This window comes from Helicobacter sp. 219-2 (assembly GCF_030053225.1).
GTDB classification, from domain to species: Bacteria; Campylobacterota; Campylobacteria; order Campylobacterales; family Helicobacteraceae; genus Helicobacter; species Helicobacter pylori_C.
Map to the genome: position 1 here is coordinate 859218 of NZ_JASGBS010000001.1, position 15207 is coordinate 874424.

Consider the following 15207-nt stretch of genomic DNA (forward strand, 5'->3'; position numbering starts at 1 on the left):
ACTACCTATGTTTGATATAAAATTCATCACACTGTTTGTGGTGGTTGATATGGACAATCATATCAATTAAATCTTTAAAGCCCTCAATGAGGCTTTCAAACTTGATATTCCTTGCTGCACTATTAGATGAACTCATGTTGGCTAAACGGATAAACGCCTCTTCACTGCTCCCTGCATGCAGAGTGGTTAGTGTGCCTTTATGACCGCTACAAAGCACATTATAAAAATCGTATGCCTCACTGCTTCTGAGTTCTCCTAAAATGATTCTATCAGGCCGCATTCTCAAACATGACTTTAAGCAATCAGCAGAGGTGATATTCCCACCAAAAAAAAGCTGTGTGTAATTCTTGTGGTGTTTGAATACAATCTCTTCGGTGTCTTCAATGGATATGATCCTTTCTTCTTTGGGGATAAACTCCATGATGCTTTTGATATAAGTCGTTTTACCGCTTCCTGTGCCACCACAAACAATCACATTCTTACCAATAGCAATACCATCTTTAATCGCGCTGATCGCTTGTTCTTTGTTATCTAGCAGATTATAAAAACCCTGCTCTTCAAAGAAACTATGAGAATAGGTTGTTTTGCTAGGTATCCTTATGGATATGGAAATGGTTTCATCATTAACTGTAACAGGGGAAAGGACAATCTGCACCCTTTCACCATTCGCTAAATTGCTGCTCAAAATAGGATTTTCATAGTTGTCTATTGTTTTTTTCTTAAAACTTGCACAACACCGAGCAAAATGCATTAAACGAGACAGGCTAAAGGCTTTCCTGTCTCTCACATCAAATGGTTGCCATTCGCCATTATTTTTTAAAACCCACACAACCTTGTTCCCATTGTAACAAATCTCAGTGATATTTTCCATTTTCAAAAAATCACCAAAAAGTTCTTCAGTAGCATGCCTTAGAGGATTTAATGCCGCTTCTTTTAAAGCTCTTTCCACTTCTAGAAATTTTTTATCTTCTGCGCTCAATCTGTCTTCAGTCATGTTCTTATTCCAAATTTAATTTTAATTGGGTTATCAATTTAGCTCTTTCTAAAGAAGTGAGATAAGTCTTATTTTTGCTCAAAATAATATATTTAGTCCCTATATCTTGGACAATCTCATTGAGCTTCCTCCCAAAATCATCTATCCCTAGAATCTGAAACGCCACGCCCATCATATTGCCATCTATGAATGGCGGTAAATACTCTCTTGGCAGATAAGAAGCCACTAGGTCTGAAATTCTTGCCACTTCATCACACATGAAATTATTGAAGTTGTCAGAAATTTCTGCAACAAACTCCCCAAGCGTTAGTTCATTTTTGATCGTGCTTTCTGCAAAAGTCTTTTCTTGTTTGCAACGATTGTAACTGGCTAACACAAGGTTGTTCAAATAGTTGTAATAAGCATCAAAACTAATAAAATTCTTTTGCATATTGATTCTTAACTCTTGAACTCTTCTCAAAAAATCTTGCGGATCGTTGCTATCTTTTAAAGAAGAGGCGTAATTTTGAATAAACTTATCCCTTACTTCATTTGCATTTCCCATAAGAGATTTGTTGCTGTCTAAGATCTTTTGTCTTTCTGCTTCATTGAAACCGAGTTCCATTGCTGTTTCCTTTCATTGTTTTTGCTTGGTTTTTTCCGCCACTATATTCTCTAGAAGAGCCTAATTGTTGGTTTTGTCTTTTATTTTGTAAAGAACCGAGTTTGGTAACATAAATATATTTTATCCTTTCTCTTGAATTAATTGCCACCTTTGGGGCTTGTGGTGATCTCTTCATGTTCTCTAGACAAAGTTTTGGTGCTTTGTTTGATAATTTCATCTACCACAGATTTGTTGGTAATTTTAACATCATACACGCCACTAAAATCAATATCGTCCATTGTGAGAATCTTAATACTATCACCCTCGTTTTTGTAAAAACTTGGGGGGATATTCATCAGTTGCCCTAGAATTTGATTAGACATCTGAGCTGAACTTTGCATACTACCATTGATCGCTTGACCCAAAGCGTAATTAAATTCAGGTATCCTTTCACTTCTACCTTTGCCAAGGCCTATGAGTTTATCTAGAGCTATGATAGGCGCAGTTTGCAAGAAGCTATTAACCACGCTTGCTATCACAGCAAAGCCTATGCGCTTCATGAAGTGGTTATTCACATAGCCATCTACCCCTGCTTCACCCAGCATGCCTGCTGCTTGAGCGTTTGCTAGAGGTATTATCACACCATCAGGCGTAATGGCTTTAGTAAAGACTATCATTAAGCGTGTCATAATGGGTGTGCCACCTTTCACGCTTTGATAATTCCCATACACCTTAGTGCCTTTGTCTAGTAAGATCATAGTGCCGTTCATGTTCCATACATCTTTGGCTACAACCCCACTCACTATACCTGTGAGAGTGGCATCTACTTTAGAAGTCAGAGTGATTTCAATAGGGGTGTATTGCGCTAAAACAAATGTGGGATCACTCTTGCCTATAAAGGCCTGTTTGACAGGGCTTGTTTCATCTTGTTTTTCTGTTTTCTTTTTGTCATCAATGGGATTACCATTTTCATCTACAAATTCCCCACTCTTTTCTTTTTTGTTCTTAAGAGCGATTTCACTGATATTTTTGGCAGTTTCTGCGACATCTTTGTCTATCTTATTGCTTTCTACTCTAGCTTCTGCTGTGGATTTTTTACTTTTTTCTTTATCGTCATCTTTTTTATTGCCACCTAAAGCCTTAGCTAATTTAGCTTCTAAATTCTTATCCTTAATGGTTTTTTCTGTTTCGTATTGCTTGGTAATGTCAGGCTCTATGGAAGCATAAATAGGATTATCGCTAGCTATTTTATCCGCATCAACATTAGTGGCGTTAATAGTGGCAATATCGCCGCCATTTTTGAAATCCATTGGCAACAATGGATAACCTTTAGCCGCCATGTTATCAAAGGTTTTGCGGTTTCTTAGATCGCTATAAATCAGATCCACTTCATCAGCTTGTCGTTTAATTCCTAGAATTAGCGCCCTTTCACTATCGCTCAAGCCTTCTAAACATTGCTCTATGGCTTCTTGATCAGTAGGGTCATCTAAGTTATCCAAGCACTCGCTTGCTTGATGCAATCTTTCTGTTTTACTCAATTGATTTTGTTTGCTTTGTGTCCTTTTATTTTGGATTTCTTGGATCAAATCGCTATAAAGGTTTTGGCATTTCCTTTTTTCTTCATCGGTCCTGGCCGTTTTCAAACAATCCAAGACAGCCTTTTCTCTAGCTTCTTGCAGGTATTTGAGCTTCTCTTCATCGCTCAAACCATCCAAACACTTCATAATAGCCGCTCTGTCGTTAGGATCGGCGTTTTTCAAGCAATCTTTGATCGCTTTATCTTTTTGTTGGAGTTCTTTCGCTAAAAATTTTCTCGCTTCAGGGGTGAGTAATTTCTCGCATTCTTGTTTCTCTTTTTCATTCCTAGCTTTTGATACGCAGTCCAAATAGGCCTTAACACTCTTCTTAACTTCTTGCTCTAAGAGTTTTCTCGCTTCAGGGGTGAGTAATTTCTCACAAGCTCTCCTTTCTTCTTCATTTCTAGCTTGAGAGAGGCAGTCTTTATAAGCTTTAAGACTCTCTTTAGCTAAAACATTTTTCTGTAAGTCTTTAGGGATATTTTTAAGACATGCTTTTCTTTCTTCTTCATTTCCAGCTTTTTCCAAACAACTTAGCACTTGCTTCGCTAAAAATTTTCTCGCTTCAGGGGTGAGCAATTTCTCGCATTCTTGTTTCTCTTTTTCATTCCTAGCTCTTGAAACGCAGTCCAAATAAGCCTTAACACTCTTCTTAACTTCTTGCTCTAAGAGTTTTCTCGCTTCAGGGGTGAGTAATTTCTCACAAGCTCTCCTTTCTTCTTCATTTCTAGCTTGAGAGAGGCAGTCTTTATAAGCTTTAAGACTCTCTTTAGCTTCTTCTAAAAGTTTTTTCGCTTCAGGGGTGAGCAATTTCTCGCATTCTTGTTTCTCTTTTTCATTCCTAGCTCTTGATACGCAGTCCAAATAAGCCTTAACGCTCTCTTTAGCTAAAACCTTTTTCTGCAAGTCTTTAGGGAGATCTTTGACACACCTTTTTTTCTCAGCTTCGGTTTTAGCACTTTTCAAACAATCTAGCGCTTGTTGCTCTAAAAGTTTTTTCGCTTCAGGCGTAAGCAATTTCTCGCATTCTTTTTTCTCTTTTTCATTCCTAGCTCTTGAAACGCAGTCTTTATAAGCTTTAAGACTCTCTTTAGCTTCTTCTAAAAGTTTTTTCGCTTCAGGGGTGAGCAATTTCTCGCATTCTTTTTTTTCAGCTTCAGTTTTGGCTTGAGATACGCAGTCTTTATAAGCTTTAAGACTCTCTTTAGCTTCTTCTAAAAGTTTTTTCGCTTCAGGGGTGAGTAATTTCTCGCATTCTTTTTTCTCTTTTTCATTCCTAGCTCTTGAAACGCAGTCTTTATAAGCTTTCAGGCTCTCTTTAGCTAAAACCTTTTTCTGCAAGTCTTTAGGGAGATCTTTGACACACCTTTTTTTCTCAGCTTCGGTTTTAGCACTTTTCAAACAATCTAGCGCTTGTTGCTCTAAAAGTTTTTTCGCTTCAGGGGTGAGCAATTTCTCGCATTCTTTTTTCTCAGCTTCAGTTTTGGCTTGAGATACACAATCCAAATAAGCTTTAACGCTTTTTTTAGCTTCTTCTAACTTTTTTTTCGCTTCAGGGGTGAGTAATTTCTCACATTCTTTTTTCTCAGCTTCAGTTTTGGCTTGAGACACGCAATCCAAATAGGCCTTAACGCTCTCTTTGGCTTCTTCTTCTAAAAGTTTTTTCGCTTCAGGCGTAAGCAATTTCTCGCATTCTTTTTTCTCTTTTTCATTCCTAGCTCTTGAAACGCAGTCTTTATAAGCTTTAAGACTCTCTTTAGCTTCTTCTAAAAGTTTTTTCGCTTCAGGCGTGAGTAATTTCTCGCATTCTTTTTTCTCAGCTTCAGTTTTGGCTTGAGATACGCAGTCTTTATAAGCTTTCAGGCTCTCTTTAGCTAAAACCTTTTTCTGCAAGTCTTTAGGAAGATCTTTGACACACCTTTTTTTCTCAGCTTCGGTTTTAGCACTTTTCAAACAATCTAGCGCTTGTTGCTCTAAAAGCTTTTTCGCTTCAGGCGTGAGTAATTTCTCGCATTCTTTTTTCTCAGCTTCAGTTTTGGCTTGAGATACGCAATCCAAATAAGCTTTAACGCTTTTTTTAGCTTCTTCTAACTTTTTTCTCGCTTCAGGCGTGAGTAACTTCTCACATTCTTTTTTCTCAGCTTCAGTTTTGGCTTGAGATACGCAGTCTTTATAAGCTTTAACGCTCTCTTTAGCTAAAATATCGCTTTGTAAGTCTTTAGGGAGATCTTTCAAACACTTTTTTCGTTCTCCATCAGTTTTAGCGTTTTTCAAACAATCTAGAACCTGTTGTTCTAACTTTTTTTTCGCTTCAGGCGTGAGCAATTTCTCGCATTCTTTTTTCTCTTTTTCATTCCTAGCTTTTGATATGCAATCCTTGTAAGCCTTGACGCTCATATCAGCTAGTAGTTCTTTTTGCAAGTCTTGGGGAATATTTTTCAAGCACTCGTTTCGTTCTTCATCGGTTTTAGCGTTTTTCAAACAATCTAGCGCTTGCTGTTTCAATCTTTCTATAGCTTCTTTAGACAAGCCTTTCAAACATTCGTTTTTCTCAGCTTCTGTTTTGGCGTTTTTGATACAATCCTTATACTCTTGAAGCTCTTTTTGAATCCCTAATTCCTTACGGAATTTCTCTCTAATCTCAGGGTCATTTATGAGTTTTAGACACTCGTTTCGTTCTTCATCGGTTTTAGCGTTTTTCAAACAATCTAGCGCCACTTGAACTTTTTGTTGGTTCAATAAGCTTTTTTTCAGGTTTTCATCTTTGATTAAATCTAAACACTTGATCCTTTCTTCTTCAGTTTTGGCATTTTTGATGCAATCATTATAAGCCTCTAAAGTCTTTTTCATTTGATCTTGAAGTTTTTTGTCTTTGATAAGCTTCAAACATTCTTCATAGTTGCCACCATTACTAATACATTCATAAAAGGCTCTCAATGGGTTTTTGTCCTCAATTTCTGCAATATTCAAATAGTTGTATAAGGTTCTATTGGGATCGTCATTGAAGAAAAGATTCTTATCGATCATATTGCCTTTTTCATTCCGTTCTTTCAGCAATCGGTTATACTCTTGCCTTATTTGGATTTCATCATTGACATAAAGATTCCTGTCTTTGCTAAAACGAGAACTTTTATCTTCCAAAGGCATGAAGTAGTGAAAAATGCTTCTAGAAAATAAAATAATCACGATAAGAACAGCGACTACAATGCCACTAATAATATATTTCTTTTTGCTTCCTTTGATAATCTCTTGATCGTTAGAGTCGTTAGTTATTTCTTCTGACTTGTCTTCATCAAAATTGGTTTTAGTTTCTGTGGGGTTGTCAAGATAATGATCTGAGCTTTCTTTGGATTCTTTTGAAGAATCTTCAAAATGATTGACTTCTGTCGCTTCTTCATTGGATAAATCTTGGGGTGAATGTTGTTGGGTTTTTTTAGAAGTTTCATCATCAATTAAGTCCATTTGAGTTTCTTCTTGATACCCATTATTTTCTTGATCGTCTTCTTCGTTCAGTTCTTGGGTTTCTTCATCTAAATTCTTTTGCTGAGTGAAAGGTCTTTTATTATCAACTAATTTTCTAGCTTTTTTGAATAACTTGTCTGCTAGACTGCCATTGCTAGATTCTGAAGTTTCATTACCTCCAGAATCTATTTGAGCTTGGGTTTCTTCTGACTCGTATTCATCAAAATTGGTTTTAGTTTCTGTGGGGTTGTCAAGATGATGATCTGAGCTTTCTTTGGATTCTTTTGAAGAATCTTCAAAGTGATTGGCTTCCGTTGCTTCTTCATTGGATAAATCTTGGGGTGAATGTTGTTGGGTTTTTTTAGAAGTTTCAAATTTATCGTTTTCTTCATTCATGTCTTAACGCCTTTTTATTTATCTCTGACAAGAGGGAGCTTTTTAATCACACGCTCCAATTCACCATAGTTTTTGATATTGTAATTTTTTGTCAATGGATTTTTCCCATAGCCTTTATTTATTACTGTTACAAGGGCTTTGTCTTTAATGAGCTTAAACTTTTCTGCAATTTCATTAACTCTATACCATCTCAATCCTGAATTGGTCATGTTAGGATCAATGGCAGCATCAGTCATGCTCAATTTCCCATCAGGTTGAACCACAAAAATAGCAGGTTGGAGAGTGATGTTTTTGAAACCAAAATAAGTGAATGTGCCATCATCAAAAATTTCAGAGGGCATAATATGTTTAGAGCGTTTTTCAGGCGCTTGGTAGTAATTGTAGTTTCTAGGCACGGGGTTTCTTTTTAAGGCATTATGCACATATTGAGTCTCTAACGCCTTTGCTTGATCTAAGATAATTTTTTGCTTTTCTTCTCTTATTTTTTCTTTGTTGATAATCTGTTCATTGCTCGCCATCATTACTCTATTGATGTAGGCTGTGGTGTTAAGATTTTCTTGCTTGATCAATTCTCTCTGCCTCTTTGCTTCTTCTCTCTTTTTTAACTCCTCTTCAATGACGCTAGAAACTTCGTGTCTTTGTGGGTATTCTAATTTGACTGTTAGATACGCCGAAGCAAAATTGTCTTTTTGGGCTATTCTCAAAATGAATTGATACAAGGCTTTATTAGTCCGCACAACAAGATTAGTTCTCCAAGCGCTATCGCTAGGAGATAATTCTATGGAGTTATCCTCAGGGCTTTTTTGAGGCTTATCTGTCTTAATATTGATTTTATCCTTGGCTCTTTGTTTCACTGCCTCTTCAGCTTGTTTTTTGTTGAGTTCTTCAATTTGTTTGAGCGCATTAGCTTGAGCCTGTTCTTGCATGTCCTCTAGTCGTTCCATTTGATCTAATTCATTTTCTCGTTGTTGCTTGATAAATTCACTAAGATTTTTGTTATTGCTTAAATTTTGCGGGTTACTCATAGCGTTAGTGAGATTTTCTAAATTGGCTCTATTTTTTGCACGCTCTTCCTTTCTTTTTTCTCTTTTATCTTTTTGCGCTTTTTGCGCCTGTTCTTTAGCTTCTTTTTCTTTTTCTAGAGCTTTTTTTTGTTCTTCTAATTCTTTAGGGTCAGGTGCATCTACGATAAGTTTTTTTGTTTTTAAAAATTCTTGGTAATCTCTTGTCATTAGGGCAAAATTCACTGCTTCTTTTTCAAACATGAGATTACTTTTTACCGATTTAGGTTGAATGAATATATGATTAGAATTAGGCACAATGCTCCAACCTTTATTAAAACCTGTTGTGATGTAAGAAATAGTTTCATCTTTTTCAAGTTGGATCACAGTAACATTGTCTAATGAAGTCCAAATCGTAATAGGCTTTTCATCTCCTAAATAAGCAATCTTCTTATTCACCACTTTCACCCTACCACGATTAAAATTTTTAATGTCAGGTGCTGCTGCTTCTATTACGCTAGATAGAAATAAATAACCAAGACAGAAACAGCCAACAATTTTTTTAAAAAATGCCTGCTCCATCAACAATTCCTCTTAAAAAATATTTGTAATTGTAGCACAAGAATAAAGTGGCTTATCCTTTAAACATAGATCCACCAACTCTTCCCACCATTAAGGCATCTCTTTCTCTATCCATTCTGCTACCATCCATAGAAACAGAGCTGAAAATGGTATTAACGATCGCATTGACACTCTCAATAATCGTCTCTATGAAACCCTTTAAAATAAATAAAGTGATCAAACTCGCAATGGTTGAATCGATACCTAGTCCCCCTTGATTGATGTTTTGTATAGCAACAGAGGGCGTTATGGTCAAATTGAATGCCAATAATGCCAAAACACCAAAGAGCAAAATAGGAATAGCTAGAACCAAGATAAACAAATTATTGATAAACCATATCAATATGTTTTTCATAGAGTCTTTGAACCAATCTAGCACGATCAAACATACCGCAATAGGGAACACAATACCGCTAAAAGCCCCCGCTATCAAAGGTTTCACAACAACAGTGCTTATTCTCATAATGATAGTTACTTGCATAAAAATAGCGAATAAAGAAATACCTGCCACTTGCAAGCCTTGTAACAAACTAGGAGCGTTGTTGCCAACATTAGAAAAAACAGCTCTTACCGCAGGTAAAATTGAATTAACAGTGTAATTCAGCACTAAATCTAAAGCCCAAAAAAGAACTTGATTCAACCCAAAAGCGCCTGCTAAACCAAAATAAATGGAATAAGAGATTTTATAAAGATAACCAAAACCTGCATAGGCGATAAAAGAAACCATCGCCATTTTGAATAATGTCCCCCCAACAAATCGCATGTATTCAAAACCTATGTTAATCTGAATACCATTTGAAATATCTCTCAATTTCATAAAAGAAATAAAAACAAAAATCCCAAAAACAATATAAATCAAGTAAGAAACAAAATCAAGATATGACCCTTGCCCTATGATAATATCAGGCAGATTGACTACACCATATGCAGGAAGAACAGCAGCGTCCGCTCCTTTGACAACAGATTCCAGTGCGGCAAAAGCAAGCATGGCTGTAGCGTTGTTTTGCAGTTTATTGGCGGTGAATTCTTTACCAATCAGCCAAATTAAACCATCAGCTGTAATATTCGTAGAAGCTTGAGCGGTTATTGAGCTAATTATTTGTAAAAGAACATTGCCTTTCACATTGTCCTCAATACCGCCTTTGGTAAAATTCCGAATCTTGTTGCTCAAATTGTCTAGCATGCTATCCATGGATACATCTATGTTTTTATTTATCAATGCATTCCAACCAAAATTGCAGCCACTTGATGGCGTTAGAGCAAAACCTTGTATAGCTGTAGCAACACTTGCCCACGCCGATCCCCATAAAGGACCTAAAGTATTCAAATATTTCACCAGATTGCTAGCAGCTAAACTTGTGGCTAATGGTGTGCTAAGCGCTTCGATCACACCCTGCCCTGAACTCTTTCCACTCCCTGATGCACCAATAGATGTATAGCCTGTCAAAATATCTGCAAAACTTTTGTTGGTTAAAACATAACTCGGTATCAGCATGCAATAAACTGTTTGGTAAATTTTGAGATTTGAAACAATGGGCAAATCAATAGCTTTCAACCAATTAGGAACAATGAGAAAAAAACTTATGATCGTTACTAAAAAAGTCCTTTTAATATTAAACATGCTCTTATTGCTTTAATGCCTTATTTTTTGATTCCACTTCTTTAATCTTTCTCAAAATTTCGCTTACCGTCTGTTCGTTTTGTAAATCTGTGATTTGAATGTCAAACACTTTGAAGCCAAAAGGATTGATGATAAGATTTTCTTGAGAAGAGTTACCTCTAGCAAAATCATAATAAATAGTTACTTGTTTTTTAGTAATATATTCATAATTTTCCATTGTATCCGGTGTGATTTTGATGGTAATGAAAAATGTTAATCTCGTTAAGGGACTATTTTTGACTTTTTCTCTTTGTATGTTGGAGCTAATGATAGCTTCTGCTCGGACTTTATCTACAAATTGTCTGATATTTTCATTGAACATTCTCATTGCTTGGGTTTGGAAACTCACATCGCAATACTGCATTAGTTGATCCTTGCGATCCCTCAAAGAATTTTTGCTATAACCAAACAGCAATGAAACAAATTTTGAAGTTGCACTATCCACAACAGCTTCAGAATTGACAATTTGTCTAGCATCGGAGCGTTTGACGATTTTAAATTCTCCTGTGTATCGATCAATGCCATAAACAAATATATCCGTTTTCTTCAAAGGCATCATCATTACAATACTCGTTACAGCGGCGATATTGAGTGCCATAGAGAGATAAAAAGCCCTTTTGAAAGTCCTATTGGCCTTATTGAGTTTTGCCAATCTATCAAGGGCTATCACACCCCCAACCAAATTTTCATCAATCAAAACTTCCTCGTTTTTTTTCCCTAACATGCGACAGCTTTATGGTTTAGTTATTGGTTTGTTGGTTGTAAAACTTGAGAAATTTTTTCATTAAGAACCCCTTAAAATACCTTAAATTGTAGTATAGCAAAATTTCTGTAAAAATATGTATTTAATTTAAGGTAAGAGCAATGAGTAAGCGGTCATAACCCAGTAATGAAATTTTAGAAGCGCCTAATTCAAAGAGGTAAGACAATCACAACTCAGAGAGAGAATGGTATAATAAGAAAACAATTTCTCAATTTAATTCTTGAAAGGAGTTTCATGAACGATACAACAGAGCATCATGGATCCAATTCGCTAAACGCCCCATCACCTAGCAACTCACAGAGCAATGATCTTTTAAATTTGCTAGACTCGTTATATCCCAAAGGGAGTTTAGGGGAGCAAAGATTTCACGAAGCTCTAAAGAATCAAGAAGAGTTGAAAAATATCCTAATAGAAATAGAAAAGCTACCGCAAGAAAAAAGGTATGAACTTCTGATGCAAATAGGGCAAGCCAAACAGAGAATAATGGAAGCATACGCTCATTCATTCTTGGGATATATAGGGGGACTAGAGCATCTGTTAGGATTATGTATGGGTGGGATATTTGTTCTGTTTGCAATCTATTTTGTATTTTTAAGAACTAGCAAAAACACAGATCTGGTGGAAAGTCTAAAAACAAAACTAAAACTTCAGTATTTTTACTATGCCTTTGGTGTAGGTGCGGTTTTGTTTTTTGGATTAGAAACAATTAGATCTATTTATGAATTATATATATTAGGAATTGGTAGCACTAACGACAAGGTGCTCTTTGTTTTGAAAAACATTTGCTTCATAGGTATGGGCTATTTGATTTATAAAGTTATTAAGGTTATTGGTATAAAAAATTTTATCAATGGTCTTTTCACTTCAAAGAAACAAGAATAATAAGGAGAAACGACAATGAAACTGAGAGCAAGTGTTTTAATCGGTGCGACAATTCTGTGTTTAACTTTAAGCGCATGCAGTAATTATGCGAAAAAAGTGGTGAAACAAAAGAACCATGTTTATACGCCTGTGTATAATGAACTGATAGAGAAGTATAGTGAGATACCCTTAAATGACAAACTCAAAGACACACCATTCATGGTGCAAGTGAAGTTGCCAAATTACAAGGACTATTTGTTGGATAATAAACAAGTTGTATTAACTTTCAAACTTGTTCATCATTCTAAAAAGATTACGCTCATAGGCGATGCCAATAAGATACTTCAATACAAGAATTATTTCCAAGCTAATGGAGCGAGATCTGACATTGATTTTTACTTGCAGCCTACTTTGAATCAAAAGGGTGTGGTGATGATAGCGAGTAACTACAATGATAATCCTAACAACAAAGAACAACCACAGACCTTTGATGTGTTGCAAGGAAGCCAGCCAATGCTAGGAGCTAACACAAAAAACTTGCATGGCTATGATGTGAGTGGAGCAAACAACAAGCAAGTGATCAATGAAGTGGCAAGAGAAAAAGCTCAGCTAGAAAAAATCAATCAGTATTACAAAACTCTCTTACAAGACAAGGAACAAGAATATACCACTAGGAAAAATAACCAACGAGAAATTTTAGAAACATTGAGTAATCGTGCAGGTTATCAAATGAGGCAGAATGTGATCAGTTCTGAGATTTTTAAGAATGGCAACTTGAACATGCAAGCCAAAGAAGAAGAAGTTAGGGAGAAGCTACAAGAAGAAAGAGAGAATGAATACTTGCGAAATCAAATCAGAAGTTTGCTCAGTGGTAAGTGATTGGAAGAAAGGGAGAGAGTAGATTTTTCTAAGGGTAGAGAACAACGCCAATAGGCGTTAGCCTTACTTGATAGGTAAGGCGATCAAGTAGGTAATCTTTTTAAAGCACTCATCATTTTTTAATTCTGTCTCTGCTTGAGACAAATATTTTTCAAACTGAATTTTGTTAGTTGCACCGAGATTTTTTGTTCGTTTTCTACATCAAGCATTTTGCACTCCTTTTTCTTTCATGTATTTTTCAAGATCAAATTTCATCAGCAAATCCCTAACATAGTCGTTATATTGTTCAATGGTTTTTAGATTAGCATAGAAATTCACTTCTTCATCTGTCATCACAAACAATTTCAATAGTGGGAGCTTAGTGCCATACAATTCTATTTGCGAGTCCATTTCTCTAATACTCATCTTGAACATGACGGGCTTACTGAAGAAAGGCAGAAATATTCCAAGAATTGATCGATCAAATTTAGAGAATAAGAAATTAGGATTCTCTGTAATCGCATGCAACAGCTCCATAGTCTCACTCTCAAGCAATCGATAAACCTTTTTAAACTTATCAACACCAATGCTTTTGATAACAGCGCGATAATCTTTCATGTAATTTCTTAGAACCTTATCTAACGCTCCCTTGTTTGTATGCATCTGCTTGAAAAAATCATGCATGGTTTTTATTTGATCTATGATTTTCTTTTTTTCATCAGTGTTTAAAAGTTCGTTCTCCTGCAAACTCTCAATAAGTTTTTCTTTCTTATCTTTTGAGTCAGCAATCATTGAGAAGAGTTTTCGCATGTTATTACTCATATCGCTCTTGATCCCTTCAGTGGATTTTGTTTCTCTTTAGATTGTTTAAATCGTAAAGTTTTATATTAGAATTATACAATATCTGTTGTGTGAAAATTTCAGAGCACTCATAATTCAAAGAGCAAGAAACTATTTTTTAACCATAAAATATTGTTTCAATCACTCTTATATCTATTTTTCAAAACCTACAAAAAAGCTTTCACAAATAGCCCTAAAAACCGATTTAAAAAAGTTTTAATATTATATATTATTTTTAAAAAGCAAGATCAGTCGTAAAAATGCGTTACAACTAAAATAAAGGGTCAAGATAACTCAATTTTCAAAAAGGAGTCTTAAGTAATAAAATCATAATGTTCAGCTAGTAATCTATTGCCTTGTTGATCAAACAAAGCTCTGCGTGAAAGATGAAAAAATTTCATCTTTAGATAGTTAATACACCACTAGAGTCTTACTTGTGGGACACTCATTTTATTAGTGGTTTTGTCTGATTTGCTGCTACCAAAACCATTACCAACCAAAGCAGATCCCATGTTTTTGATACTATCGAATCCATTCTTCAGCACTTCTGCCATAAAATTCTTGATATTGTCCATAGGCAAGTTAAATTTTTTCCCTAATGCTTCATTAAGTCCCATCATTAACATCAGGAAGAACAAAAAATTTAATATCATAGAAAACAAATCACTAGATAAACCTGTAAAAAGATTTGTTCCGCCACCCAACAAAGAAGCTAAAATTTTTCCCATACTCAATCCTTTTATTTTTGGTTGTGTAAGTTCTTGCTTGTTCGGATCTCTAATGCGTGTTTTAGTAGGAAGCATTTCACAATAGCATACCTAAAGCTACTAACAAAATTCTTGAATCTATTGGTAAGATTACTCATGAAATCAAGCGATAAGTAACCACCAATCGCAAACAAATCAAATATTTTGCCACCAAACAAGCCATATCCTTCTTGTTTTTATCTCCTAATTATAGCAAATTTTTCTCAATATTAATTTGGAAAACCACCACCATATCAAAAACAAATTACTAGCACACTAGATGCAGAATTATTTTTAAAAAACGCTCCTTTAAATTTAAAATCATGGGGTTTTAGGATTTGAATACCAAAAATCGATTGGTTTTTTCAAATAAGCTAGCTTTGGGTATGCACTTAAAAAGATTTTAGTTTTTAGCCAGTAAGGTTTTATGCTAATGTTTGGAAATAAAGAAATTTCTCTAAATCAAGTCTTGAGAAATTTTTGGACGAATCATAAGAACCAATTTTGCCATTGAGTCATAAGTATGATTAGCTTCATTGTGAAATTTGCGTGGCTTAAGAGATAGTATTTGCTTATTACACTGAGAGAAACGAGTAGCAAAAGATAAGTAGTGTAATAAAAAAAGCTAGGTTTTATTATAAGAGCAAATAGGAATAATATTGGATAAACTAAAATTACCCCTGCCCCATAAGAAAAAAGCCCTATTAAAAAACCTATAACGATAGAGCTGATATTGAACAGCCTATAATAAAGGCTGTACTTATCTAAATGTTTGTTGAAAGAATGTTTGAATTGTAAGAAGTTTTGTTTTAATTGGCTAATCGGCTGTTTCATTTTGGTTTTTA

Annotated in this window: 12 protein-coding genes; 2 read left to right on the forward strand and 10 right to left on the reverse strand. The window is 35.2% G+C overall.

All coding sequences use genetic code 11. The features are described 5' to 3' along the window. Position 1: 1 nt before the first annotated feature. The 6 genes from virB11 to cagV all read right to left on the reverse strand — a co-directional run bounded on the left by virB11 (position 2) and on the right by cagV (position 11018). Complete coding sequence (gene virB11 / locus P6280_RS04280) at positions 2 to 994, reverse strand: cag pathogenicity island type IV secretion system ATPase VirB11 (RefSeq protein WP_033588669.1); 993 nt, start codon at positions 992 to 994, stop codon at positions 2 to 4. 4 nt (positions 995 to 998) lie between these two features. Continuing rightward, on the reverse strand, positions 999 to 1598 hold the full coding sequence (gene cagZ / locus P6280_RS04285) for a cag pathogenicity island translocation protein CagZ (RefSeq protein ID WP_089482495.1): 600 nt from the start codon (positions 1596 to 1598) through the stop codon (positions 999 to 1001). Positions 1599 to 1735: 137 nt separating this feature from the next. Further along, positions 1736 to 7012, reverse strand: coding sequence for a CagY family CD-EC repeat-containing protein (locus P6280_RS04290; RefSeq protein ID WP_283237091.1), 5277 nt, complete (start codon positions 7010 to 7012; stop codon positions 1736 to 1738). A 14-nt stretch (positions 7013 to 7026) separates the two neighbouring features. Continuing rightward, complete coding sequence (gene cagX / locus P6280_RS04295; protein WP_130778447.1) at positions 7027 to 8595, reverse strand: type IV secretion system apparatus protein CagX; 1569 nt, start codon at positions 8593 to 8595, stop codon at positions 7027 to 7029. A gap of 52 nt (positions 8596 to 8647) precedes the next feature. Further along, complete coding sequence (gene cagW / locus P6280_RS04300) at positions 8648 to 10255, reverse strand: cag pathogenicity island VirB6 family T4SS protein CagW (protein ID WP_096419703.1); 1608 nt, start codon at positions 10253 to 10255, stop codon at positions 8648 to 8650. A gap of 4 nt (positions 10256 to 10259) precedes the next feature. Further along, the gene (gene cagV, locus P6280_RS04305) at positions 10260 to 11018 is read right to left on the reverse strand and encodes a cag pathogenicity island type IV secretion system protein CagV (RefSeq protein WP_050830953.1); all 759 of its coding nucleotides are present in this window, start codon (positions 11016 to 11018) and stop codon (positions 10260 to 10262) included. Positions 11019 to 11291: 273 nt separating this feature from the next. Here cagV and cagU point away from each other — a divergent pair, with 273 nt between their 5' ends. After that, positions 11292 to 11939 (forward strand): cag pathogenicity island translocation protein CagU, encoded by a 648-nt coding sequence (gene cagU / locus P6280_RS04310; protein WP_001000463.1) that lies wholly within the window; start codon positions 11292 to 11294, stop codon positions 11937 to 11939. Positions 11940 to 11954: 15 nt separating this feature from the next. Then, positions 11955 to 12797, forward strand: coding sequence for a type IV secretion system apparatus protein CagT (cagT, locus tag P6280_RS04315; RefSeq protein ID WP_000776470.1), 843 nt, complete (start codon positions 11955 to 11957; stop codon positions 12795 to 12797). 201 nt (positions 12798 to 12998) lie between these two features. Here the strand turns inward: cagT and cagS are convergent, their stop codons facing one another. The 4 genes from cagS to cagP form a co-directional block, all read right to left on the reverse strand. Beyond that, entirely contained in the window at positions 12999 to 13598 is a 600-nt protein-coding gene (gene cagS, locus P6280_RS04320) for a cag pathogenicity island protein CagS (protein ID WP_180515241.1), read from the reverse strand. Positions 13599 to 14038: 440 nt separating this feature from the next. After that, positions 14039 to 14419, reverse strand: coding sequence for a cag pathogenicity island type IV secretion system protein CagQ (cagQ, locus tag P6280_RS04325; RefSeq protein ID WP_010882521.1), 381 nt, complete (start codon positions 14417 to 14419; stop codon positions 14039 to 14041). After that, entirely contained in the window at positions 14356 to 14541 is a 186-nt protein-coding gene (locus P6280_RS04330) for a hypothetical protein (RefSeq protein WP_000466849.1), read from the reverse strand. Before P6280_RS04330 ends, cagQ begins: the two co-directional genes overlap by 64 nt. A 310-nt stretch (positions 14542 to 14851) precedes the next feature. Further along, complete coding sequence (cagP, locus tag P6280_RS04335; RefSeq protein WP_128038933.1) at positions 14852 to 15196, reverse strand: cag pathogenicity island protein CagP; 345 nt, start codon at positions 15194 to 15196, stop codon at positions 14852 to 14854. Between the last annotated feature and the right edge of the window lie 11 nt (positions 15197 to 15207).

Excerpts from the sequence above, each read along its gene's own strand:
- virB11 (WP_033588669.1), bottom strand. The coding sequence starts at position 994 with ATGACTGAAGACAGATTGAGCGCAGAAGATAAAAAATTTCTAGAAGTG.
- cagZ (WP_089482495.1), bottom strand. The coding sequence starts at position 1,598 with ATGGAACTCGGTTTCAATGAAGCAGAAAGACAAAAGATCTTAGACAGC.
- P6280_RS04290 (WP_283237091.1), bottom strand. The coding sequence starts at position 7,012 with ATGAATGAAGAAAACGATAAATTTGAAACTTCTAAAAAAACCCAACAA.
- cagX (WP_130778447.1), bottom strand. The coding sequence starts at position 8,595 with ATGGAGCAGGCATTTTTTAAAAAAATTGTTGGCTGTTTCTGTCTTGGT.
- cagW (WP_096419703.1), bottom strand. The coding sequence starts at position 10,255 with ATGTTTAATATTAAAAGGACTTTTTTAGTAACGATCATAAGTTTTTTT.
- cagV (WP_050830953.1), bottom strand. The coding sequence starts at position 11,018 with ATGTTAGGGAAAAAAAACGAGGAAGTTTTGATTGATGAAAATTTGGTT.
- cagU (WP_001000463.1), top strand. The coding sequence starts at position 11,292 with ATGAACGATACAACAGAGCATCATGGATCCAATTCGCTAAACGCCCCA.
- cagT (WP_000776470.1), top strand. The coding sequence starts at position 11,955 with ATGAAACTGAGAGCAAGTGTTTTAATCGGTGCGACAATTCTGTGTTTA.
- cagS (WP_180515241.1), bottom strand. The coding sequence starts at position 13,598 with ATGAGTAATAACATGCGAAAACTCTTCTCAATGATTGCTGACTCAAAA.
- cagQ (WP_010882521.1), bottom strand. The coding sequence starts at position 14,419 with ATGCTTCCTACTAAAACACGCATTAGAGATCCGAACAAGCAAGAACTT.
- cagP (WP_128038933.1), bottom strand. The coding sequence starts at position 15,196 with ATGAAACAGCCGATTAGCCAATTAAAACAAAACTTCTTACAATTCAAA.